At 41.9% G+C, this 24,350-nt stretch carries 15 protein-coding genes; 8 read left to right on the plus strand and 7 right to left on the minus strand.

The window, feature by feature from the left end:
* Window positions 1-10 precede the first annotated feature (10 nt).
* The 8 genes from AC4PGZ_RS03580 to AC4PGZ_RS03615 all read left to right on the plus strand — a co-directional run bounded on the left by AC4PGZ_RS03580 (window position 11) and on the right by AC4PGZ_RS03615 (window position 15,950).
* On the plus strand, window positions 11-679 hold the full coding sequence (locus AC4PGZ_RS03580) for a DUF4391 domain-containing protein (protein WP_492159676.1): 669 nt from the start codon (window positions 11-13) through the stop codon (window positions 677-679).
* A gap of 2 nt (window positions 680-681) precedes the next feature.
* The gene (locus AC4PGZ_RS03585) at window positions 682-2,556 is read left to right on the plus strand and encodes a site-specific DNA-methyltransferase (RefSeq protein WP_492159677.1); all 1,875 of its coding nucleotides are present in this window, start codon (window positions 682-684) and stop codon (window positions 2,554-2,556) included.
* Window positions 2,557-5,634, plus strand: a complete 3,078-nt coding sequence (locus tag AC4PGZ_RS03590) for a type III restriction-modification system endonuclease (RefSeq protein ID WP_492159678.1) — start codon at window positions 2,557-2,559, stop codon at window positions 5,632-5,634.
* Between the two features lie 34 nt (window positions 5,635-5,668).
* Window positions 5,669-8,665 (plus strand): DEAD/DEAH box helicase, encoded by a 2,997-nt coding sequence (locus AC4PGZ_RS03595; protein ID WP_492159679.1) that lies wholly within the window; start codon window positions 5,669-5,671, stop codon window positions 8,663-8,665.
* A 279-nt stretch (window positions 8,666-8,944) separates the two neighbouring features.
* On the plus strand, window positions 8,945-9,079 hold the full coding sequence (locus AC4PGZ_RS03600; protein WP_492159680.1) for a hypothetical protein: 135 nt from the start codon (window positions 8,945-8,947) through the stop codon (window positions 9,077-9,079).
* A gap of 33 nt (window positions 9,080-9,112) precedes the next feature.
* Window positions 9,113-10,429: an O-antigen ligase family protein gene (locus AC4PGZ_RS03605; protein WP_492159681.1), complete on the plus strand. Its 1,317-nt coding sequence runs from the start codon at window positions 9,113-9,115 to the stop codon at window positions 10,427-10,429.
* Window positions 10,430-10,548: 119 nt separating this feature from the next.
* Window positions 10,549-13,296 (plus strand): EAL domain-containing protein, encoded by a 2,748-nt coding sequence (locus AC4PGZ_RS03610; protein ID WP_492159682.1) that lies wholly within the window; start codon window positions 10,549-10,551, stop codon window positions 13,294-13,296.
* Window positions 13,293-15,950: an HD domain-containing phosphohydrolase gene (locus AC4PGZ_RS03615; RefSeq protein WP_492159683.1), complete on the plus strand. Its 2,658-nt coding sequence runs from the start codon at window positions 13,293-13,295 to the stop codon at window positions 15,948-15,950. The genes AC4PGZ_RS03610 and AC4PGZ_RS03615 overlap by 4 nt, the downstream gene beginning before the upstream one ends.
* A gap of 125 nt (window positions 15,951-16,075) precedes the next feature.
* Here AC4PGZ_RS03615 and AC4PGZ_RS03620 read toward each other — a convergent pair whose 3' ends face one another.
* Genes AC4PGZ_RS03620 through AC4PGZ_RS03650 form a run of 7 tightly spaced genes read right to left on the minus strand, consistent with a single transcriptional unit; the run spans window position 16,076 to window position 24,273 of the window.
* On the minus strand, window positions 16,076-17,458 hold the full coding sequence (locus AC4PGZ_RS03620; RefSeq protein ID WP_492159684.1) for a B12-binding domain-containing radical SAM protein: 1,383 nt from the start codon (window positions 17,456-17,458) through the stop codon (window positions 16,076-16,078).
* Between the two features lie 57 nt (window positions 17,459-17,515).
* The gene (locus tag AC4PGZ_RS03625; protein ID WP_492159685.1) at window positions 17,516-18,838 is read right to left on the minus strand and encodes a B12-binding domain-containing radical SAM protein; all 1,323 of its coding nucleotides are present in this window, start codon (window positions 18,836-18,838) and stop codon (window positions 17,516-17,518) included.
* Window position 18,839: 1 nt separating this feature from the next.
* The gene (locus AC4PGZ_RS03630; protein ID WP_492159686.1) at window positions 18,840-20,201 is read right to left on the minus strand and encodes a B12-binding domain-containing radical SAM protein; all 1,362 of its coding nucleotides are present in this window, start codon (window positions 20,199-20,201) and stop codon (window positions 18,840-18,842) included.
* The gene (locus tag AC4PGZ_RS03635; protein ID WP_492159687.1) at window positions 20,198-20,854 is read right to left on the minus strand and encodes a class I SAM-dependent methyltransferase; all 657 of its coding nucleotides are present in this window, start codon (window positions 20,852-20,854) and stop codon (window positions 20,198-20,200) included. The genes AC4PGZ_RS03630 and AC4PGZ_RS03635 overlap by 4 nt, the downstream gene beginning before the upstream one ends.
* Window positions 20,851-22,224 (minus strand): B12-binding domain-containing radical SAM protein, encoded by a 1,374-nt coding sequence (locus AC4PGZ_RS03640; RefSeq protein WP_492159688.1) that lies wholly within the window; start codon window positions 22,222-22,224, stop codon window positions 20,851-20,853. Before AC4PGZ_RS03640 ends, AC4PGZ_RS03635 begins: the two co-directional genes overlap by 4 nt.
* Complete coding sequence (locus AC4PGZ_RS03645) at window positions 22,221-23,192, minus strand: GNAT family protein (RefSeq protein ID WP_492159689.1); 972 nt, start codon at window positions 23,190-23,192, stop codon at window positions 22,221-22,223. Before AC4PGZ_RS03645 ends, AC4PGZ_RS03640 begins: the two co-directional genes overlap by 4 nt.
* Before the next feature lies 1 nt (window position 23,193).
* Window positions 23,194-24,273, minus strand: coding sequence for a hypothetical protein (locus AC4PGZ_RS03650; RefSeq protein WP_492159690.1), 1,080 nt, complete (start codon window positions 24,271-24,273; stop codon window positions 23,194-23,196).
* Between the last annotated feature and the right edge of the window lie 77 nt (window positions 24,274-24,350).

Below are 24,350 nucleotides of genomic sequence, written 5' to 3' on the forward strand. Positions count from 1 at the left end.
GGGGATTCTGATGCTGGCACTGCCAAAATCAACTGAATTTAATAAGAGGATTCCAAAAAAGAAATTTTATGAAAACCTCAATGTGACACAGGAAATCAGAAAGATATTTATAGATCAGATTGAAACCATATATTGGAAAAACAAACTTGCGACATCCACACTGAATGTAAAAGCAGGGGAGAGAGTCACAGAAATTGAGATATTTGAGATAAAGCTTAATCAGAAGGATCTGGACAGCAGGGTACTTAGCCTTATAGACAGAGAAATTCCATATCATATCGTATATCTGCTTGAATATGAAGGCGAGTATCAGATGTGGATTGGATACAAGGAGCAAAGCGCGGCCTCATCAGATAGATACAAGATAAGCAAATACTATAACACAGGGTGGTCTGCGCTAGAAGATATAGATCTTCATATTGAAGGCCTTGACATGGACATAATATATGACAGCTATGTACGCCAGATTGCAGGAGAAAAACTCAGTTACAGGGAGAATAGAGAATCTGAAAGTAAAATCAGCCTCAGAGACGAGATTGAAAAAGAAAGCATGAGAGAAAAGCTCATGAAGCAGATTGCCGAACTTGAAAAAAAGGCAATGAATGAGATACAGCCGAGACGAAAATGGGATATGGCTCAGGAAATAAAAAAATTGAAAGAACAATTAGAAGGAGTTTAACAATGGACAAAATAGACAAGCTGAAAATGCACACGCCTGATCTCGCAGAGGACAAATTTGCGGCTCTTTCCGCCATGTTTCCAAATGCCGTTACAGAAACGATAAATGAAAATGGAGAGGTTGTCCGTGCAATAGATGCTGACATACTGACCCAGGAAATCAACACAAGAGTGGTTTCAGGAAAAGAAGAGAGGTATCAGTTTACATGGCCAGACAAGAAAAAGGCTGTAATTCTTGCAAATGACCCGGTATCCGCAACGCTGAGACCCTGCAGAGAAGAAAGCGTAGATTTTGATAACACAGAAAACCTGTATATAGAAGGTGACAATTTAGATGTACTTAAACTGCTTAGAGAAACATATTTAAATAAAGTTAAAATGATCTATATAGATCCACCATATAACACTGGAAATGATTTTATTTATGAAGATGATTTTTCTCAAGGTAGGGAAGAATATCTACCAAACAGTGGACAGTTTGATGAAGAGGGAAACCGATTAGTAAAAAATACTGAAAGTAATGGGCGTTTTCATACCGACTGGCTTAATATGATATATCCGAGACTCAGAGTCGCAAGAGATTTATTAAAACCCGATGGAGTTATATTTATATCCATTGATGATAATGAGGTTGAAAATCTAAAGAAAATTTGTAATGAGCTGTTCGGAGAGGCTAATTTTATTGCACAATTAATTTGGGAGCGAGCCTATTCTCCTAAGAATGATGCAAAATTCATTTCTAATAGTCACGATTATGTTTTAATGTATACAAAGTCATTAAGCCAATTCACCATAGGGAGACTTGAAAGAACTGAAAAAGCGAATGCAAGATATTCTAATCCAGATAATGATCCACGTGGAGTATGGAAACCTGGAGATATGTCAGTGAAAACGTATAGTGAATCTTATGACTATCCGATAATAATACCGTCAGGACGTAAAATAGAACCACCTACGGGAAGATGCTGGAGATTTTCTAAAGAAGCTTATGAAAAAGCAGTTTTAGATAATAGAATTTATTTTGGGTCTAATGGAGATTCAGTGCCACAAATTAAGCGTTTCCTTACGGAACTTAAGTACGAAGGTATGTCTCCTACATCAATAATGTTTTATAAAGATGTTGGACATAGCCAAGAGGGAGCAAAAGAAGTGATAGCACTTTTAGAATCAGGAGCATTTGATGGACCAAAGCCGGTGAGACTTTTAAGAAGAATCTTAACACTTGCTAACACAGACAAAGACAGCATAATAATAGATTTCTTCTCTGGTTCGGCAACAACTGCCCATGCAGTTATGCAACAAAATTCCGAAGATGGAGGAAATCGTAAATTCATAATGGTTCAGATTCCAGAAGTTTGCGATGAAAAATCAGAAGCTTACAAAGCTGGATATAAGAATATCTGCGAAATCGGAAAAGAACGTATACGCCGTGCTGGAGCCAAGATAAAAGAAGAATCGGGACTTACTGCTCAGAATCTGGATACAGGTTTTCGCGTTCTTAAACTCGACAGCAGCAATATGAAAGAGGTGTATTATACCCCTGAAGAGTATGCTCAGTTAGGCTTTAGCCTTAATGGACTTATGGACAACATCAAACCTGACAGAAGCGGCGAAGATCTTTTATTCCAGGTTATGCTTGAGCTGGGTATTCCACTTTCAGCCAAAATTGTGCAGGAGGGAAAGATCTTCTATGTAAATGATAATTACCTTATTGCCTGCTTTGACAAGGCAGATACAGCGGTTATTACTGAAATTGCCAGAAAACAGCCATACTATGCGGTGTTCAGAGACAGCAGCTTTTTAAATGACAGTGACCTTGTAAATTTTGAACAGGTATTCAAATCATACAGCCCGGGTACTATAAGGAGGGTGTTGTAGATGAAATTCAAGTTCAAGGTACAGTCCTTTCAGACTGAGGCTGCAGAAAGTATAGTGAAGGTTTTTTCAGGGCAGCCCAAGCAGAGCGTTTTCAAATACCGAAGAGATATTGGCAAAAGAGATGCACAGACAAATGCTCTGGAGCAGGATGCTGAATTTGAAATGGGATATCGAAATGCTGATATCGAGCTGACACAAGAACAGCTTCTTGAAAATATCAGGGCTGTACAGACGGCAAACAACATAAAGGATTCGTCAGCGATTGAAGAAGGGCTTGGGCTTGTTTCTCTTGATGTGGAGATGGAGACCGGTACGGGAAAAACTTACGTTTATATTAAGACGATGTTTGAACTGTACAAGGCATATGGCTGGAGCAAATTTATAGTTGTTGTACCAAGTATAGCTATACGTGAAGGTGTCAAAAAGTCATTTGAGATTACCCAGGAACATTTTATGGAACATTATGGTCTTAAAGCACGTTTCTTCATATACAATTCATCAAATCTTCATCAGCTTGATGAGTATTCTCAGAATGCCGGGATAAATGTAATGATTATAAACACTCAGGCCTTCAATACTACAATGAATGAGGACAAGAACGTTGAAGGAAGAAGCGGAAACGAGGCTGCACGTATTATTTATACCAAACGAGATGAATTTGGGTCGCGAAGGCCAATTGATGTAATAAAAGCGAACCGTCCGATTATAATTCTGGATGAGCCTCAGAAAATGTCTGGAGCAGCAACTCAGAATGCACTTAAGAAGAACTTCAATCCACTTTTCTCGCTGAATTTTTCGGCAACACACAAAACGTCACACAACCTGATTTATGTTCTTGACGCACTGGATGCCTTCAAAAAGAAGCTGGTTAAGAAGATTGAGGTAAAAGGATTTGACCTTAAGAATCTGAGTGGAACAAACCGGTATATGTATCTTGCTGACATTGTCATAGACAGAAAAAAACCGCCGAGAGCCCGGCTGGAATTCGAGATGAAGCGTGGGAGTGGAATAAAAAGAGAGACAAGACTTCTTGAAACAGGAGACAGCCTTTATGCGGCTTCAAATGAGCTGGAAGAATACAAGGGGATTTCGATAGCAGAAATAGATCCGATTCGTGCAGTTGTCACTTTTTCAAACGGAGAGAGCCTTGCAACAGGTGAGGCAAGCGGAAATGTAAATGAAGATGATATACGCCGTATACAGATTCGTGAGACTATATCTTCACATTTCGATAAAGAAGAAAAACTCTTTGAACAGGGGATAAAATGTCTGTCTCTGTTTTTTATAGATGAGGTAGCAAAGTACCGTCAGTATGATGAAGACGGCAACGAAATGCTCAGCGAATATGGGAAAGTCTTTGAAGAAGAATATACTGCAGCTTTGAATGAAAGACTTACCCTTTTCCCTACTGCATATCAGAATTACCTTAGAGGGATTGAAACATCAGACACACACCGCGGCTATTTTTCCATAGACAAAAAAGGAAGAGCTGTAGACAGTAAGAAAGCTCGTGGAAGTGAGTTTTCTGATGATATATCTGCATATGATCTCATATTGAAAAATAAGGAACGTCTTTTGTCATTTGTAGAACCGACAAGATTTATATTCTCACACTCAGCCCTTAGAGAAGGATGGGACAATCCCAATGTGTTTCAGATATGTACGCTCAAGCACTCTGACAATGTAACAGCAAAAAGGCAGGAAGTAGGCAGAGGACTGCGTTTATGTGTGAACAGTCAGGGAGAGAGACAGGACCTTGATACATGCGGTGAAAGCCTTGTTCACGGACTAAATGTTCTTACAGTAGTTGCAAGTGAAAGCTACTCCGGATTTGTGTCAGACCTGCAAAGAGAAATAAGAGCGGATCTTTATGAGCGTCCTACAAAAGTCAGTGAAGGATATTTTACTGGAAGAAATATAATGCTCGGAGATGATATGTATTCGATAACAGCGAATGATGCTAAAGCAATATATCATTATCTTGTGCGTAATGACTACGTAGATGACCATGGAATGGTTACAGAGACTTATCGGACTGCTGCCGAACTAGGCAATCTGGTACCGCTTAAAGAAGAGCTTGAACCGATAGGCGAGGATATCCATAAACTAGTACAGGCTATATTTGATCCGGGAATTCTTGATGAAATGGCCAGTAATGCTCATGATACCAAAGTTAAAGATAATCCGGTAAATGAAAATTGGAAGGATTTTAAGGAACTGTGGGACAAAATTAATCGCAGATATGCATATTCAGTTGATTTTAGCAGCAAAGAGCTGGTTGAAAAATCTATTTCTGCAATAAATTCTGACTTGAGAGTAGCAAAACTTACCTATGTGATAACTACAGGAATCCAGACAGGGGAAGATTTTGGGATATCAAATACCAATACAAAGCAGCTTAAACGTTCACATGGAAGTTTTGCTGAGTATGATCTTATAGGTAAAGTGGCAAAAGAAACTGTTCTTACGAGAAAAACGGTTACAGAAATATTAAGTGGGATTTCTACTGAAAAATTATATCTGTTCAAGGATAATCCAGAAGAGTTTATTGCAAAAGTGGCTGGAATAATAAATCAGCAGAAAGCATCAGTTGTTGTTGAACACATAACTTATGCTCCAAGTGCTGAAGAACCATATTCACAGGATATTTTCAATATGAGTCGTTCTTCTGACGAATATGCAAAAGCTTTTAATGCAAGAAATGCCATACAGGATTATATTTTTACTGATGGAACAGCTAAAGACAGTATCGAGAGAAGATTTGCAGAGGACCTCGATTCCGCAGAAGAAGTGGTGGTATATGCCAAACTGCCTAAAGGACCAAGAGGATTCTATATACCTACCCCTGTCGGGAACTATTCACCTGACTGGGCAATATCTTTCAAGAAAGGTTCATTAAAGCATATTTTCTTTATAGCAGAAACAAAAGGGAGCATGGACAGTCTGCAGCTAAGGCCGATAGAACAGGCGAAAATTACCTGTGCAAAGAAACTGTTTAATGAATTTTCAACGAGTGAAGTAAAATATCATGATGTAGATACCTATCAGAACTTGCTTACGGTTATAGAAAATTTATAGATAAAATAATTCTTCTTTCAAGGAGGGCTGAATAATGGTTTTTGACAAACAAAAAATTGGTGATAAAAACTTCATTGCACACGTCCCAAAAGCCTCAGATTGGGATACTGTAGAAAATATTCTCTTATCTTGGACAGCAAACCGATTCAGTTTTCCTGAAGAAAAATCTGAAAATGAAGTTGGATTTCGCTCTGCACAATTGGGAGCAGTGTTCGCAATTAAATCACACTGGACGGTATCTGCTTCCTCAGCGACAGTTGTTATGCCCACGGGTACAGGAAAAACCGAAGTTATGATTGCAACTGTAGTATCAGAATGCATTGGGAAGACTTGTGTTATAGTTCCAAGTGACCTATTACGCAAACAGACAATAAACCGTTTTTGCACTCTTACAAAACTGCGCGAAATAGGGGCAATTAATGATTCTTTTTGTAACCCAATACTTGGCTGTCTGATGTCTTCACCGAAAGATGTAGCTGAATTGGAAGAGTTGGTTAACAAAAGTAATATTATTGTCACTACTATGTCTTTGCTGAATTCGGGAAACTTTAGTGATGAATATCTTAGAATATTATCAGCTAATTGTGATGTTCTTATAATTGATGAGGCACATCATGTTCCTGCAAGTTCGTGGAGTCGCGTAAAAAAATCATTTGATAAGAAGAAGTGCCTACAATTTACCGCTACGCCTTTTCGTAAAGACGGCAAAAAAATAGATGGAGATATTATTTATAACTTTCCGCTCCTTCTCGCTCAGGAACGCAGATACTTTAAGCCTATAAACTTTTATCCGGTATACGAGTTTGATAGTGAAAAGAAGGATTTCTCTGTTGCTGAGAAAGCAGTTGAAATTCTTGAGTCAGATATTGCAAAGGGATTTCCTCATTTGCTGTTAGTGCGAGCATCAACACAGAAACGTGCTAAAGAATTGTATGATAAAGTATATTCAACTCATTATGTAAGGCACAATCCGGTTCTTATTATCAGCGGCAATTCTTCCAAAGAAAACAAAATGGCTCTTAAAAAGGTCACTGATGGAATTGCGAAGGTTATTATTTGTGTTGATATGTTTAGCGAAGGGATAGATATTCCGCAATTGAAAATCTGTGCGATTCATGATAAGTATAAATCACTGCCGATTACGATGCAGTTTATTGGACGATTTGCTAGAACAATGAAGAACCTTGGCGAGGCTTCCGTAGTTGCGAACATTGTTGATGATGATACAAATGATTCCCTGGAAGAGTTATATTCTCAGGATGCAGATTGGAATAAGGTACTGAAAGTTACTTCCGAAGAAAAAATCGGACGTGAGATTGAACTGCAAAAACTGGCTCGTGGGTTTACAGGGACCGAAGTAATACCACTTAATCAGATTAGACCCAAAGTCAGTATGTTTATGTACACAACGACAGAAAAAAGTTGGCATTGGCAAAGATGGAGCCAAGTCTTCAATGAAGAACGTAGTAACCATTTTGTAAACGAGCAAGAGAAAATACTGATAATAACTGAACTTAATAAAAGTAATGTGGATTGGACTACTTGTAGAGATATTACAGATGAAAACTGGAATTTGCATATACTTTATTGGGACGAAAGAAAAAATGTATTTTTTATAAATACAACAGACAAAGGTATAGCGGACCGTTTAGCAGAAGCTGTTTTTTATAGTTATAAGCGGATAGTGGGTGAAGATGTTTTTCGCTGCCTGTCAGGAATAAATCGCCTTATGCTCTCAACTGTAGGACTAAAAACTGCGGTATCTAATCATCATATTAGGTACAGAATGTTTGCTGGAGTTGATGTAGCAGAGGGCATTACAAGTGCAACGAAAAGTACTGCTACAAAGTCAAATTTATTTGGCGTAGGATTTGAAAATGGAAGCAATATAAGTATCGGCTGTTCATATAAGGGTACTATTTGGGCAAAATGGGTTGAAACAATAAACTATTGGAAAAATTGGTGTGATAAACAAGCAGTTAAAATCTTGGATTCTATCATTGATACAAAGGCTGTTCTTAGCGGAGCTCTCGTTCCAGAAGTTATACATAATCGTCCGCCTGTTGTGCCTTATCGAATTGATTTTCCGCTTGAAATTGAAGCGGAATTGAGAGCTTCTATCCTGTTAAAAACAAGCCTCCACGATGCGAGGCCCTTTCTTGTAGATATTGGATTAACAGCTTTTGATGAAACTTCACCAATTACCTTCTATGTTGGGAATGAAGATTTCATAGAAGAATTCACCATAGAGATAAATAAAGATGACTTTTCAATTTCACACAAGAGAGGCTCCAATATTAAAATAGTCTTGAGTCGAAGCAGAGAAATGTATCTTACAGAGTTTTTTCGTGAAAATCCGCCGATTATATGGTTTGTCGATGGGTCTTCGATCGAAGGGAATTTGCTTGTTAAACTCAAGAATAGTCCGCTTGCAATATTTTCAGAACATAATATTATGAGCTGGGATTGGAGTAAAGTTGACATTTGCAAAGAATCTCAAGGATTTAACAAAAAAAAGGATAGTATTCAATATAGGCTGATATCTGAACTTAAAAGTAGCAATAAGTATAATCTTATATTTGACGATGATGGTTCAGGCGAAGTGGCGGATGTCATTGCAATACAAGAAGATGATTCGAATGCAAGATTATTTCTTGAATTTTATCATTGTAAATTCTCAGGTGCAAAGCAAGCTGGGTCAAGGGTAAATGATCTATATGTAGTTTGCGGACAAGCTGAAAAATGTATTAAATGGATAAACGATCCCAAATTGTTAGTTGACCGTTTGATGAAGCGTGAAAGTGATAGAATTCGTAAAAATGATCCTTCAAGATTTGAGTTGGGAGATAATCAAGCTCTATTTACGATCAAAAATAAACTCAAATTGTACTCGGTGGAGTACAAAGTATTTATAGTTCAACCAGGTGTGGATAGTAAGAACATTACATCGCCGATGCACCAAGTTTTGTGTAGCTCATCAGCTTATCTGATGGATACATACGGTATTCCACTATACCTTATATGCTCATAGAAAGTAGTGGGAAAACAGAGCGAAAACAAGCACTATTAAGAGCTTTATGCATAAAACATGGATAATGTATTTATTGAATAACTTCACTTTCAGCTAAGTATAAAATCCTAACATAAGATTAATTAATCTCTGTCATCAGAATTTCGATTCTGTGTCAGGGATTTTTGTTCATAAAATTCATCATTGTCCGTTTTTATGTACATCTCGTATGATATAATTAAGTCATATATTCAATTTCAATTTTGTAGAATAATTTATATATTAGAACAGGGAGTTTTTATGGAAATAGCAGATAAAAATGTGATTAAAAAGATTCCTGGAGCTGTTCTGACAAAGATCAACCAGAAAGTGGGCTTCAGACTGTTCACGGAAATGGGCGAAAAGGGTGATATAAACATACAAGATGTTCATTGAAGGCGAAATCTAACAGTTATTAAGGAGTACAGCATGAGAGAAAAAAATGCACCATTGGATTTAAACAAAATATTGAAATTCTGGGTTCTTGTTACAGCTTCTGTGACTCCGCTGATATATCTGCCGATAGGCGGAATATTAAATCCGTATTTTCCAAAGCTTGTTTTTCTTATTGTGGTATTTATTATACTTATCATGACGGGTATACTGTGCTGGAGGCAGATCTTTGATTCGGCGGTGTTTGATACGGAAAACAAATTGCTGGCTGTATATTATCTGCTGCTGGTCGCATCTGTAATTTTCGCTTATGACAGAGTTACAGCTCTTTTTGGATCATTTTACAGATTTGAAGGACTTCTTACTTTGACTGTATATTTTGTTATATTCCTGTGTGCCAGAAGGACAAATTCGCTGAGCAGGAGCTTTATTCTGCTTATTCTTTCTTCTGCAGTACTTATTGCGTTGCATGCAATAATGCAGAAGTATGGACTTGATCCTGTGCCTAAGCATATGTATCCGGAAAATCTTTCCCTTCAGGCATTTTCTTCGATGGGAAACCCTAATCATCTGGGCACTTATATGGTCCTTCTTATTCCATTTGCGGCTTACCTGTATATTGACAAGGACATGAAATCTGGATTTTTGATTTACTGCATTCTATTTTTTGCACTGTTGTGCAGCAACACTAGAGGAAGCTGGATAGGTTTTTTTGCGGGATTCTGCGCATACGGATATCTGAAGCTGAGGACTGACAGAGAAAATGCATCTGTTAAAAAGAAGATGGTTCGCCTGACTGCCGTGTCTGCGGTTCTTATACTTATTTACTCAATGTCATTTGAAAATGGCATTATCTTCAGATTCTTATCGATATTTGTGGATTTGTCTAAGCTTCTCAGCGGATCGGAAGACTCATATATGGGAGGCTCAAACAGGATTTATATATGGATGAGGGTGATTGAGCTGATTGGAATGCATCCGCTTTTTGGGGTAGGTATAGATAATCTGGGTGATGTGTTCATGATGTTTTTTGAGCATGATACTGTTGCAAAGTTCAAGTTGAGCGATGCTGCATATTTCAGCAAGGCTCATAATGAATATCTTCATATTGCGGTAAGCAGCGGGATACCTTCCCTGTTAGTCTATATTAGCTTTGTTTTTGTTATATTAAAAAAGTCTGCAGGAAGAATAAGTGAATCGGGGATATATCTTCCAATAACAGTTTCTATAATCGGTTTTTACACGGTTGGATTTTTTAATAATACAGTTCTCATGTTTGCATATCTGCTGTGGATTTTCCTGGGGTTTGCGTGCTCAAGGAAAACTATTCAATATTCTGATAAAACAAGTTAACACAGTCAAGCTCATAATTAAAAAAGTTTACCTGAACTGCAAAAAATATCTTCTCATAAATAACAGATATGGTATATTATACATATCAGAAAAATAACATAATTAGAAAGAGGTTATTTATGACGAGACTTATAAGAGAGTCAGTTATTTTTGCTGTAATAATTATACTTTTGAGCAGTACATATCTAATTTATTCATGGAATAAATATAATAATGAAGCTTCTGCCAGGGCGCTTTCTCTGGCTGAATCAGTAGAGACATTTATACCTTATGAGCATATAAAAGAGCTTTCAGGCAGCAGTGAAGATTTAGGAACTCCTGAATACGAGATGATAAAGCAGAATCTTTCTGAGCTTGTTGAAACGGCCAATTCGATAAGATTTGCATATCTTATGACGAAAAAAGATGGCAACATAGTAATACTTGCTGACTCAGAAGCTTTTGGCTCTGCGGGTTATTCTCATCCCGGCCAGCTTTATGAAGAGGCAGCAGATATATTCGCTGAGACCTTCGAGTCGGGTCAGACTGTCATTACAAAGCCTGAGGCAGACCGGTGGGGTACATGGATAAGTGCTCTGGTCCCTGTAAAGGATGCTGTGAGTGGCAAAGTTATAGCCGTTTTTGGTACGGATTATGATGTTTCTCAGTGGTATGCTGATATCTGGGACAGGATGGCTTCTGATTTTCTTATAGTGGCTTTCATATTCATTCTTTCTTCGGCGCTTTTTTATGTCAGGTTTCAGCATTTGAGAAATAATGAACTGAGCAAAAAACTGGCATACGGAGAGATGCTCTACAGCAGCGTGTTTGATCAGGCTCCCGTAGGAGTGGCAATCATGAAGGACAAGAGCTTTGCTGATCAGTCGGATTTTGCTCACTTCAATATAAATCCAATGTTTGAGAAGATCGTAGGAAGGACCAGCAGCGAGATTGAACAGCTCAGCTGGACCGACATCACGCATCCTGACGATCTTGAGGAAGATCTGAAAAAATTCAAGCAGTTTGTAAATGGAGATATAAACGGCTACACAATGGAAAAGCGCTACATAAGACCGGACGGTTCTACCGCATGGGTCAACATGAAAATATCTCCTCTTTATGGCATATCTGACAGAAATTCCATGCATCTTTGCCTTATCGATGATATTACATCGCGCAAAGAAGCTGAGGCAATGCTCAGCGAGGTCGAGCGAAGGCAATCGGTACTGCTGTCTCATCTGCCTGGTTTGGCTTACAGATGCAATTTTGACCGGGACTGGACGATGCAGTTTGTTTCTGACGGTTGCTACAATCTTACAGGATATAGCAGCGATAGCCTGATTCATAACAGTGAAATTTCGTTTAACGACATTATCTCACCTCAGTACAGAGAGCTTTTATGGAATGAATGGAACCGCCTTCTGAAAAACAATGAGCCTTTCAGATATGAATATGAAATAACGACTGCCTCAGGGGAGCGCAAGTGGGTTCTCGAGATGGGGCAGGGAATATACAGTGACAATGGAGAAGTTGAGGCGATTGAAGGGATCATACTTGATATTTCAGACAAGAAAGATATAGAGGAAAACCTGATATATCTTAACGAGCACGACAGGTGGACGGGTCTCTTCAACCGTGGTTATCTGGAAAAGCTGCTTGAAAAAGACGTGGCTGAGCAGGATATGAAAAACAGGGCGCTGATAAGCATAAATCTGAGTACAGTCCAGCTGCTTACAGCAAACTATGGATTTCATTATACGCAGATTCTGATAAAAAAAGCCGCTGAAACCCTTTATAAATTCAGTTCTGATGACTGTATGCTGTTCAATACCTTTGAAAACAGATTTGTATTATATATCAAGAAATATAAGGATAAGAAGGAGCTTATCGATCTGAGCGAGGCTATAGCAGACGAGCTTGAGGCTCTTTTCGTGACTGACAGAGTGGGCGGCGGCATAGGAATACTCGAGATGGCAGACCAGAATGAACAGGATATAGATGTCATTCTGAAAAGGCTTCTCATCGCTTCAGAAAAGCCTGTGGATAGATATGGAAGGGACTTTAGCTTCTGTTTTTATGATGATGAGCTCGAGGCCGCGATAAATCGAGAGGGTGATATAAGGCAGGAACTGTCAAGGATTGCAGCTGATGAAAGTTCGAAGGAGCTGTATCTTCAGTACCAGCCTATTCTGGATGTAAAGACGGATTCGATATGCGGGTTTGAAGCTCTTGCAAGAATGAAAACGGAAAAGCTTGGGTTTGTTTCGCCTTTGAAATTCATTCCTGTTGCAGAAAAGACAAAGCTTATAATTCCGATTGGCGAGAGAGTCATGATCGATGCCTTTAATTTCCTTAACAGACTTAAGGCTGAAGGTTTTGATTCGCTCAGCGTCTCGATAAATGTATCGGCCATACAGCTTCTCAGACCGGAATTTGCAGACAGACTGTTTGGACTCATCGATGAGATGGGCGTAGATTCTGACAAGGTGGGCATAGAAATCACGGAGTCTGTATTTTCTGCAGATTATGATGACATAAACGCTATAATAAGAAGGCTTCAGTCCAGAGGGGTGCATGTTGCGATAGATGACTTTGGGACAGGCTATTCTTCTCTGGCCCGAGAAAAGGAGCTTGAAGTGAACTGCCTCAAGATAGACAAGTATTTCATAGACAGGCTGCTTGAGGTTGGAAACGAGAGAGCTATAACAGGGGATATAATATCTATGGCTCACAAGCTGGGGCACTGCGCCATAGCTGAGGGAGTCGAATATGAAGAGCAGAAGCAGTACCTTAAGGAACACGGCTGCGATAAGATACAGGGATATCTTGTCAGCAGGCCACTTGATGAAGATGCAGCTATTGATATTCTGAGAGGTAAGATTCTATGAAAGAACACAGAAAAAGTATATCGATAAGAAGGCTTCTGATAACGGTTTTTATGGCGGCGATGCTAATGACTGTTGGCGGAATCGGATATCTTGTTTTTTCGGGATGGTATTCTTCTGCAAAAAATACCACTGAGAGCATGGCCTCAGAAATGAATGTGCATATATATAATCAGATATATTCACTGCTTCATTTACCTGAACAGATAAACGAATCTAATCACAAGCTAATTGCAAATGATATAATCGACATTAGAGATGGAAGAATCAGAGACAGGTTTTTTGCCGGGGTTCTGAGCTCATATGAGGATGAAATATACAGCTTCAGTTATGGAACGTCAGACGGTGAATACTACGGAGCCAGGAGAAATGAAGACTGGGAAATAGAGATAATGAGAAACGATGCATCTACAGGTGGAAACTCGTGGTATTATACGGCAAAAGAAGACCTTACCGCAGGGGAGCTGATTCTTAAGGCCGGACTTTTTGACCCGAGGACCCGAAACTGGTATAAAGCGGCCGCTGAGTCTGGAAATCCGACATTTTCACCGATCTACAAGCATTTTATCATGGATGACATGACAGTATCCTATGCCTGCCCGGTATATGACGAACAAGGAAAGCTTGAGGGCATTCTTGGCACTCATGTCCTGCTTGGAAATATCGATTCCTATCTGGAGGACATAGTAAGCCAGTATAAAGGATATGCCGTTATTATTGAAAAAAGCTCTGGTGAGCTTGTTGGCAATTCGCTGGCAGATATCAGTTTTGAAGGCAGTGACATGCAGCGCGCCTGGCTGCAGTACAAAGAAAAGCCTGAACCCGAGTTCTTTTACAAAGGGACAGAAGATGGGCTGTATATAAATGTAGATGAGATAAATCTTCCGGGCCTTGACTGGGTGGTTGTATCCGCAATGCCGGAGGACTATCTGATTGCGCCTGTTGAAAACAGCATACGTCTTACGATAATGCTTGCAGTCATCTCGCTCATTGTTTCATTTATTTTCTACAACTCTCTAATGGCAAAGGTCATGAGACCGGTACAGGAGCTGCTTTCAGCCTCTGAAGAGTTTTCTTCAGGCGATATGGACAGGCGTGTGGAGATTTTGAGAAATGACGAGATAGGAAGGATTTCTGAGTCATTTAACAATATGGCTGACAAAACTCAGTTTTTAATTAACCATCTGGAATCTACGGTAAGAAATCGTACGCAGGAGCTTGAGTCGGCAAATCAGAGTCTTGAAGAAAACAAGAATCAGCTTCGACTTGTGCTTGACTCTGCTGCTGAGGCTATATATGGAATCGATACAGAGGGCAACTGCACTTTCTGCAATGCGAGCTGCATAAAGATGCTTGGCTACAGCGATCAGTCTGATCTTCTTGGAAAAGACATGCACGAGCTAATCCACCATTCAAAGAAGGACGGAACTGCCATACCTTCTGATGAGTGCAGGATTTTCAAAGCATATATACAGGGCGAAGGCGCACATATTAATGACGAGGTATTCTGGCGCGCAGATGGAACGTGCTTCGATGCGGAATATTTTTCATATCCTCAGATTCGAGACGGAGAGATCATAGGAGCCGTGGTAACCTTTATGGATATCACGGAGAGAAAGCGAAGTGAAGCTGAAGTGAAATACCTGAGCTGTCATGATACGCTTACAGGACTTCACAACAGAAGGTGCTTTGAAGACAACAAAGTGCTTGTCGACAATGAGGACAATCTACCGCTGGCCGTTATATTTGCGGACATCAACGGTCTTAAGATGACAAACGACATATTCGGCCATGCCGCCGGTGACGAGCTTATAATGAAGTCAGCTGAGATCCTCCAGATGGCCTGCAGGCATAATGACGTGGTTGCGAGAGTGGGCGGAGATGAATTCATTATACTTCTGCCTTCGACAACTCAGGATAATGCGCAGAAGGTCATTGACAGGATAAGAGATGATTTTATGGATGCCAGAGTAAAGGCTATAAAATGCAGTATAGCTCTCGGGCTTGATATAAAGCGGGCTCCTGACCAGTCGCTTGATGAGATAATGGCCAATGCGGAAAATAAGATGTACAAGGACAAGATGGCCAACCGGAAATCTATAAGCAGGGAAACTATTGATACAATAATAGATACCATTCACTCAAAAAATCCGGAAGAGAAGAAGCATTCGGCTGATACTGCGATGCTTAGCGTTAAAATGGGAGAAGCTCTTGGGCTTTCGCAAAATGAGACAATCAAGCTGAAAAGAGCCGGATATCTTCATGACATCGGAAAGATAGTGCTTGATGATGAACTGCTTGCGACAGAATCGCTCAATGAGGATGAGCTTGAGGCCGTAAGGCAGCACGCCGTGGTCGGATACAGGATACTCAATCTGTTCGAAGATACTATGGATATTGCAGAGTATGTCTACAGCCATCATGAGAGATGGGATGGAACTGGATATCCGAGAGGCCTGACAGGAGAGCAGATTCCGCTTCTTTCACGCATACTGTCAGTCGCAGAGGCCTATGACAGGATTGTTAACAGAGATGAGGTTATGCATTTATCGATTAAAGAAAGAAAAGCTGAGGCACTTGAAATTATTAGAGCCGCCTCGGGGACAAGATTTGATCCTCAGGTAGTGAATGCTCTTCTTCGGACACAGGAAATATAATAAAGAATCCACCATATTTGCAGGCCTGAAAAGGCTTACGCCCAAAGAGCGTATTTTTGCGAAATGGTGGATTTTTCTAACACTTTCTAACACAACGAGTGATAGAAAACAAGAAGATTATCTTCTTATCCCTTAAACATAAGTCGTATATAGTTTCTCGAAGCCTTTACGGCTCCGACTGCGATCCTCAGCATATTTGAGGCTCCGTATTTTCTCAGCATGTCGGTGTTGCCGTTTATGAACAGGTTTACGTACAGATACGTTATCATGAGCTCGTAGTAATATCTCCTTATGCTCATGTTTGACGGCCTTATTATGAGCTGCCCGAAGCTCCACTTTTCGTAATCTTCCTTTTTGAAGAGAAGCCTGTCTCGGTACTGTTCATACATAGGAAGCCCGGGGAAGGGGGTCAGCGGGTTTATGGTGGTTATCTGAGGTCTGAGCTTTTTTATATATTTCCTGAATTTCCTGAAGTCATCTGAAGTCCAGTCAGGATGCGCCATGAAGGATGCCCAGACGTCAATCTTCAGCTCTCGAAGAAGCTCGGCGGCCTCAAGATTTGCATTTGCGCTTATGTCCTTGTTGTAGCTTTGCAGCTCGTCATCTCTGAAGGTCTCATAGCCGATCAGCACTGCCTTTAGCCCGAGGTCCCTGAATTCACTCAGCAGGTCTCTGTTTTTGAGCACGCCTTTTACGGATCCGTAGACTATGTAGTTCTTTCTGAGGTCCAGTTCCTTAACGAGATTTAAAAAACCTTCGAGCTTCTTCCTGTTTGCGAGGAAGTCGTTGTCTATGAACATTATAGTGTCTTCCTTTATGCTTTTCAGATCTTCTATAGTGATATCTTTGTCTATTTCAGTTTCCTTATAGCCTTCAATCCTCCATCTCAGGCAGAAGCTGCATCTGCTTTCGCACCCGACTCCGTACTCCATTATGGCGGCGGGGCGGTATCCGAAATACGAGTAGTGCATCCTGTATTTCTCAGTGCTGGTACGATCCGGTAGCAGGTACTGATTCCGGCATTCTGGAAATTTATCCTTAAAGGAGTTCCTCTTCTGGTAAACACCCTCTATGCAAGCACAGCCAGCTGCGTAATCCCCGCAGTCGTTCATATGATTTCCATTCACGAATTTGAGCAGGTTTTCTTCTGTCGTATAATTGAATACATAATCTATGTCTGGGTCGAAAAAACTTTCCGGGCAGAGAAGTGCCTGGGTTCCTCCGACGAATGTCAGGATTTTGCTGTCATGTTCTTTGATTCTCCTGCAGAGATCCTTCACCTTGAGCACGTCTATGCAGAGGCTCGTGAGGCCTATCATGTCCGGCCTGAAGCTGTCTATTTTCTCTTCAATTGAAATTTCCTCGACCATCATGTCAAATATCTCGACGGTATGCTCTCTACTGAAAACGCCGTAAATCATCTCTAGTCCGAGAGGCTCTGAGAACATGAAGTTGCTCACGGTGATGGCCTGCTTTATCCTTGGCGGCCTTACTAAAAGTATTCTCATGGATACCTCCCTTAGAATCAAAATATATAAGTCACGCAAAAAATGCCTTGCGCGCATCTAGAATATGTTCGGCGTTATACTTCTTTTTATCTGATCTCTGTAATAGAGGTTAACGCCCATGTTGAAGATGCATCTCGCTGGAGTCTTCAGCATCTCTTTTCTTAAGATATTTCTCTTTATTATAGACTTTATAGTGAACAGCTCGCTGTAGAGCTCCCAGTATGCCTGAGTGAGCTCATCAGGAGTCATGTTCCTTGGCCTGTAGACTGCGGATGTGCCGTCGTATGAATATATATCATGATTCACCAGGCGGCCTTCTTCCTTTATCTGGTCAAAAAACCTGGTCCCGGGAAATGGAGTGAGGATATAGAAACGGGGCACCGAGATCTTGTTTCTCTCGATGAAGTCCTTTGTCATCCTTATCGACTCAAATGTATCGCCCTCTCCTCCTACCACCATCTCTGTGGATACGTCAATCCCGTGATTTCTTATGTTCTGGATCAGAAAGTCATATTCTGCCGGCACTGCCCAGCCCTTGTCCATGGATATGAGGCTTTCTCTTGAAATGCTCTCAAGGCCGAAGCTCAGCGTCGTGCAGCCGCTCCTTTGCAGTTTTTCGAGAAGCTCGTCATCTTTTCCGATCGTTATCTCACACTGGCTCATCCAGCTTATGTCGAGCTTTATCAGGGTATCGAGCAGGCTGTCCAGGTACTTTCTGTCTGAGAATATATTGTCATCAAGAAGGAGTATCTTTTTGTATCCGAGGGACTTGATCTGCTCTATGTCTCTTATGACCTCGGGGAGCGGCCTCTTTACGTATCTTCCGCTGTAGAGGCATGATACGGAGCAGAAGCTGCAGGAGTTGGGGCAGCCTCTTCCTGCCTGGACGGGAAGAAAGTCTCCGAGATTTTTGCCCTCAAGCAGGTCGAACCGTGGGGAAGGGGTGGAGTACCAGCTGCCTTCGAGTGGTTTTTCGTAGGTCTTCTTCAGCTCACCGTTTTCAAAGTCAGACAGCATCTGCTGCCATACGAGCTCTGCATCTCCTATGATGAGAGAATCGCAGTATTTCACGGCCTCCTCCGGCATTATGCTTGCCATGTAGCCTCCGAGTATGACGGTCTTTCCTTTTTTCATGAATTCCTTTGCGATGTCTATGGACCTTATCACGCCATGGCCCATGGTGCTTACTCCTATGAGGTCTGCGTCCGTGTCAAAGGGAACGTCCTCGATGACCTCGTAAATGAGCTCTGTTTCCCAGTCATCCGGAGTCAGGGCGGCGAGGAGCGGCAGGGCAAGTCCTGTGAAGTAGAGCTTCTTCTTTTTTATGACCTTTCCTTCTTTTTCGTAGGGGCTTGGCTGTATAAGCAGCATTTTTTTCATATCAACCTCTTATTATCTTCTTCATATACTGAAGGCTCACTCTCTGGCTGCCGATCAGCATCTTTATGTTTTCTTTAAGGCCATATTTCCTGAGCATCTTTAAGGTGCTCGCCGGTCTCATGACGACTCTGTAGTAGCTCAGCAGTATCTGTATATAGAACTGTCTGACGCTCATGTGTTCTGGCTCAAGGATCACATGGGCCATATCAAATTTTTCGTACTCGGTCCTTGAAACGAGAAGCCTGTCCTCATATTCGCTGAATATATCCGTGCCGGGAAGCGGGGTGAGCGGCTGAAGATTGACAAAGGCCACCTTCATTTTTGTGAGCCAGTTTGCAAGGTCCCTGAAGTCGCTTTTCGTGAAATCCAGCGGAAGGATCATCGTGGCATAGAGCTCTATGTCAAGCTCTCTGAGGATCTCTATGCAGCGCTCGTTCATCTCGACCGTGGTCCTCTTGTTGTAGCTCTGAAGGTCCTTTTTCCTGATGGATTCAATGCCTACGATTACCGATCTCAGGCCGGCATGTCTCAGCTCTCTCATCAGCTCTTTGTTTGCTGCTATAAAATCAGCCCTGCCGTACACGAGGTAGTTTTTATCTATCCTCTTTTCCTTTATCAGGGAGATGAATTTTCTGAGCCTTTCTTCCCCTAACAGGAAGTCGTCGTCCACTATGTATATCTCCTTCTCCTTTATTCCCGAAATCTCTGAGACTACATCCTCCATGTCTCTTGCGAAGTATTTCCCCTCAGTGATCTCCCTGCAGAAGCAGAAGCTGCAGTCATAGGGGCATCCGTACGATGTCTTGATGAGGGAGCAGGGGTTGTGGAACATGTAGTAGTAGCTGCTCCGGTAACGGTTTACAGCCTGCCTGTCAGGGTATCTGTAGTCGCATCTGAAGGGCTTTTGTTCTATCATCTCAATAGCGCTTTTTATCTGGTCTCTGTCATGGCCACTCAGGATTCCGGACAGGGTCTCATTAAATCCGTCTATGCCGTTTTTCCTGTACACGAAATCTATGTGTTCATCTTCAAAATCATCTCCGACGACCTCCGCATGTACTCCTCCTACTGCCGTGAATATATTGGGGTCAAATCGCTTTGCCATTGCTGCCAGATTCTTTACGGTGCCGACATGGGTTATGTAGGCTGTGAACGCCACGAGGTCAGGCTTTTCAAGCTCTAGCACCTGCTCAAAGCTCTTTTTTTCAAGAATGAAGTCATATATCTTTACATCGGTTCGGTTCCTCAGGTCCTCGGGGACATTTGAGACCAGGTATTCGAGCTCGAGAGGCTCGCATATCATTACATGCTGAAGCCCGATAGTTTCGCTGTCCGGCTTTGGCCTTATCAGTAGTACCTTCATAATCCTGCCTTTCTTAGAGAGTAAACAGCTATTGTCGGCATATATGGCCGTAGCTTTATTACCTCTCTTTTTTCTATGTGAAATATTCCCTGAGTAAGCTCCCTGAACTCTCTGTCGCCGGGGTATGATGCGGGGCCTGTTGTCAGCTTTACGAACATCAGGATGATTCTGTCCAGAAGGCTGTTTCCGCTGGCAAAGGCAAATACGGCGCGTCCGTCTTTTTCCAGCAGATTGGATATTTTGGCAAGAGTCTCTCTTTTTGAAGGATAGTACGGAAGAGAGTGGGTGCAGGTTATGATGTCAAATCTCTCTTCAATTGCCTCCAGCTCTCTCACGTCCATTATGTAGTGCGTTACATCCGGATTCTTTTTTTCAGATTCTCTTATCATGCCTTCTGAAAAGTCGAGGCCGGATCTTTTGATTCCGGGTACATCTCTCAGGTCATAGAGGAGCTCTCCGGTGCCGCAGCCGATATCCAGAAGGCTGAATCCAGCTTGAGCGGGCTCGGAGTCCTCATGGCCCAGCGATTCCGGCAGGCTTGCAAAATCCGTTACAATATATTTTACTTTTTCTCTCGTAGGTCCTAGCGAGTATTTCTGTACCCAGAGCGAGCTGTATCTTCTGGACCAGAAATCCCATATTTTCTTTTTCATATCAATCCTCTCTTGCCTTTCCATAACAATCCTCTTATCATCTTTCTTATTCTCTTTGATTTGAGCAGCCTCAGGTGCCCTGCGTAGAAAAGGGCATAGAAGAGCCACTTCGGAAGCCTTGACGGCAGCACCAGATGAAGGAAGTCGAATTTCTTCGGATCTGAATCAGTCAGCATATGCTTTTTGTGCTCGTAGTCAGGTGTGCCCCTCAGCGGAGTCATGATGGACAGGGTATAGAGGCTTATGCCGAGTTTTTTTATGTATCTGAAGAGCCTGATGAAGTCGCTTACGCTGTACTGAGGGTCGACTATGAAGAGGGCTGTGAGCTCTATATCCTCTCTTTTCAGTATTTCTGTGAGCTTCTGGTAGATGCCGGAGCTCTGACCCTTGTTGTAGCTCTTCAGGGTATCTTCAGATGGAGACTCGAATCCTGTTATTATCTCGCTCAGGCCGCACTTCTTCAGCTCTGGAATTAGGTCCTCGTTTTCTACGACAAAATCTGCCCGCAGATATGCAATCAGGCTTTTAGCACTGCCGGAAGTACTTACGCTGCCGGTCGTGCAAGCATTGCCGGCGCCGTAATTATGGCTGTATTTTCTTGAGGCGCGGATGAAATCAAGGGCATCTTCTCTCGTTATGAGAAAGCTGTCATCTATTATCCATATGTGCTCTGCATCGATAGCATTTATTTCTTCCATCAGCTTTTCATAATCCGGCCGCAGATACCTTCCACTGTTTAGAAGCCTGCAGTAGCAGAAGCTGCAGCTGTATGGACATCCCGAGCCTCCCTTCACGAGGGCCAGTGATTTTTTGTCTATGTACCTGGTCCTGTTTTTTACGGATTCGAAAAACTCCCTGTCAGGAACTATGCCTTCTGCCTTTTCGAGGATGTCCTGCTCTCCATTTATCCAGATGCCTTTTTCTCTGCCTGATACATCGGACTCAATATAAAAAACATCAACTCCCTTGTGAAAAGCCTCTCCTCTCATGAAGCTCCTGATGAACCCTCTGAAGGTCTCCAGGCTCTGAGAAAAGAAAATGTAGTCGACCGCTTCATCCTGAAATGCTTCGCGGTTGAGCTGGGCGTGGATTCCTGAGACCATTATGCTTGCAGATGGAAATGTCTTTCTCCACCGCCGTGCCATCTTTATTATGAGATCCTCTGCGACGTTGTATCCGGTCAGTATTATGAGATCAGGGATTACTGCTTCAGGGGCCTTCACATCAAAGAGCGGATCTATTATGTATGAAGGTACCTCTTCCTGTGAAAGCACGGTCTGCAGGTATATGAGCTCAAGCGGCTCCGTTATTATGGGCTCGAAGGCTGAAAACAGGGTCTTCTGCCTTACTTTTTCAAGAAATACGGTCATGACTTCTCCTTGTATACCCTGTGTCTGCAGGGATATCCTTTATATGAAAAATTCGGGGTCATCTTCTGGAGTATCCAGTTTATGATCGGATTGCTGTGATGAATATGGAGGTATTTTTTAACCTCCTCGCAGCCGAGCTTTGATTTGGTTTCCTCAGATGTCTGCCCGAAATTTATGGCATTTGAGCTTCTCCTGATGCCTTCTCTCAGTATGAAGAGGAGCATGTTCATGTAGATGTCGCAGCTTTTCACGTCCTCTTCCCTGAAGCCGCAGAACAGGAACATGAGCTCATTTTTACTCTCGAGGAGATGCACGAAGGCCAGAAGGTCATTGCGGGGATCTCTGAATTCATAAATCTCAGCGCCGCACTTTCTGAAGAACTCGATTGGCAAAAGCTCCAGCTTGTTTCCTGAGCGCTCATAAACACTGCGGTAGAGGTCATAGTGAGTCTCACTGAAATCAGAGACTTCAATCCTCGATATATGCAGGTCACTTCCTTTTTCAAGCGCAGTCCTTATTCTCCTTCTGTAGCTGCTTCTCAGAGAATTCATGTAGTCTTCAAAATCCGTGAACTCATTTTGGAAAACGAAGCTAGAGAGAGTGCATCCTCCGCCGGGCAGCTCTGTATCGCTGTTTAGTATGAGGGTAAGGCCTTTGAGTTCCCTTATAACCCCAAGGGCATCATCCATGCTCCCGAATACGCCTGGCAGTTCGATAGAGACCGGCATGGCGGCAATCCTTACAGGCAGGGTCAGCCTGAATTTTTTTGTAAAGTTTAATAGATTCAGCCTGTGCATGTAGGTGACGAGAAGTGTGTTATTTTTTATGTAGTATCTCTGGCTGCAGGGATTGACTTCTTCCAGAAGAAGCAGGAGGTCCCTGACGTCGTCTTCCAAGCCGAAACGCTCCATGTTGAAATTTTCTGTGTCTGAATACTTTATATCTGCAATGCTTTTGTATGATTTCACCCTAAAGCTCCTTTACATATGCCGAGTAGGTTTTTGAAACTCCGTCCGCCCATCTGTATCCAAAATTGCCTGAGAGGTAGTTTTCCTTCAGCACCCATCCGGATTCAAAGGAATCGTATCTTCCTTTTGTAAGGCTAAGGCAGAAGTCAAAAAGTGCAAGGATCGCGCCTTTTTTCTGTTCTTCCTTTATGACGCCCATCTCCACGATCTTGAATTTTCTCAGGCTGTTTCTTTTCATTGCGGTCTTTATTACCGTCCTGAGGCCGACTGTTTCTCGCTGGCCCATGAGCTCGTGAAAATCAGGATACCAGAGCATGAAGCCGACTTCGATCCCGTCCTTCAGAACGAAAAGTAGATTCTCGTTTCTGATCAGAAAGCTCAGGTCCCTGAAAAGCTCGAGGTCTTCCTTTTCGTCCCTGCTGTAGTAAAAGAGATGGTCGCTGAATGCATCGTTGTTTAGCCGGGTATATATCAGGGCTTCGCGCTCAATATTTTTGAGATCGGCAGTCCTTACCGTGTACCTTCCGGAGAGCCTTTTTCTCATGCTGTCATCGAGCAGTGAAAAATCATTCTTCATATCCTTGAAGAACGTGACCATGGGAATCTCATCAAAGCCATGCTCCCTGAAATACCTGTGTATGAATTCATCGTTATGCGCCATCCCAAAGCTCTGAGGCCTGTCGTATGAATCAGAGAGAAACCCGAGGCCGTAGTTTACGTGTATGTTGAGCGAGGCACAGATTTTCTTCGTGCTCCACTTTTGAGCTGTATTAAGAGCCTGTGCGTATATCAGCTCGAATGCCTCATTGCTGTATGTGTTGGATTCAAAAAAGCTTATCTGCAGATATTCCTTCATTCTTGAGGCTCTTGCAAGCACGCAGCACATTATTATATTTCCCTCGTCTTTGACCATGAGAGGAAGAGTATCCACTGAGCGGCACATGACCGATTTATCATAGAGTATTCCCTCAAGAAGCCCTGACAGAGAGTCTCTTCTAAGCTCGTTTCCATGGTACTGAGATCTGTAAAATCCAAGTAGCTCTTTTTTCAGTTTTTTGGAATCTGCGATAATAAGCTCCATTCTCTTCTCCTGTCTCTGTCACTGTCCGTTTTATTGTACACAAGATATGTTATCATTATATCATGAGATGGATTTGA

This window comes from Proteocatella sp. QWL-06, from assembly GCF_058684135.1.

What these genes read in the sequence shown, in the direction of transcription:
- AC4PGZ_RS03650 (WP_492159690.1), bottom strand. Translation starts at nt 24,273, where the DNA reads ATGGAGCTTATTATCGCAGATTCCAAAAAACTGAAAAAAGAGCTACTT.
- AC4PGZ_RS03615 (WP_492159683.1), top strand. Translation starts at nt 13,293, where the DNA reads ATGAAAGAACACAGAAAAAGTATATCGATAAGAAGGCTTCTGATAACG.
- AC4PGZ_RS03590 (WP_492159678.1), top strand. Translation starts at nt 2,557, where the DNA reads ATGAAATTCAAGTTCAAGGTACAGTCCTTTCAGACTGAGGCTGCAGAA.
- AC4PGZ_RS03625 (WP_492159685.1), bottom strand. Translation starts at nt 18,838, where the DNA reads ATGAAAAAAATGCTGCTTATACAGCCAAGCCCCTACGAAAAAGAAGGA.
- AC4PGZ_RS03580 (WP_492159676.1), top strand. Translation starts at nt 11, where the DNA reads ATGCTGGCACTGCCAAAATCAACTGAATTTAATAAGAGGATTCCAAAA.
- AC4PGZ_RS03640 (WP_492159688.1), bottom strand. Translation starts at nt 22,224, where the DNA reads ATGACCGTATTTCTTGAAAAAGTAAGGCAGAAGACCCTGTTTTCAGCC.
- AC4PGZ_RS03630 (WP_492159686.1), bottom strand. Translation starts at nt 20,201, where the DNA reads ATGAAGGTACTACTGATAAGGCCAAAGCCGGACAGCGAAACTATCGGG.
- AC4PGZ_RS03620 (WP_492159684.1), bottom strand. Translation starts at nt 17,458, where the DNA reads ATGAGAATACTTTTAGTAAGGCCGCCAAGGATAAAGCAGGCCATCACC.
- AC4PGZ_RS03610 (WP_492159682.1), top strand. Translation starts at nt 10,549, where the DNA reads ATGACGAGACTTATAAGAGAGTCAGTTATTTTTGCTGTAATAATTATA.
- AC4PGZ_RS03635 (WP_492159687.1), bottom strand. Translation starts at nt 20,854, where the DNA reads ATGAAAAAGAAAATATGGGATTTCTGGTCCAGAAGATACAGCTCGCTC.
- AC4PGZ_RS03605 (WP_492159681.1), top strand. Translation starts at nt 9,113, where the DNA reads ATGAGAGAAAAAAATGCACCATTGGATTTAAACAAAATATTGAAATTC.
- AC4PGZ_RS03585 (WP_492159677.1), top strand. Translation starts at nt 682, where the DNA reads ATGGACAAAATAGACAAGCTGAAAATGCACACGCCTGATCTCGCAGAG.
- AC4PGZ_RS03600 (WP_492159680.1), top strand. Translation starts at nt 8,945, where the DNA reads ATGGAAATAGCAGATAAAAATGTGATTAAAAAGATTCCTGGAGCTGTT.
- AC4PGZ_RS03595 (WP_492159679.1), top strand. Translation starts at nt 5,669, where the DNA reads ATGGTTTTTGACAAACAAAAAATTGGTGATAAAAACTTCATTGCACAC.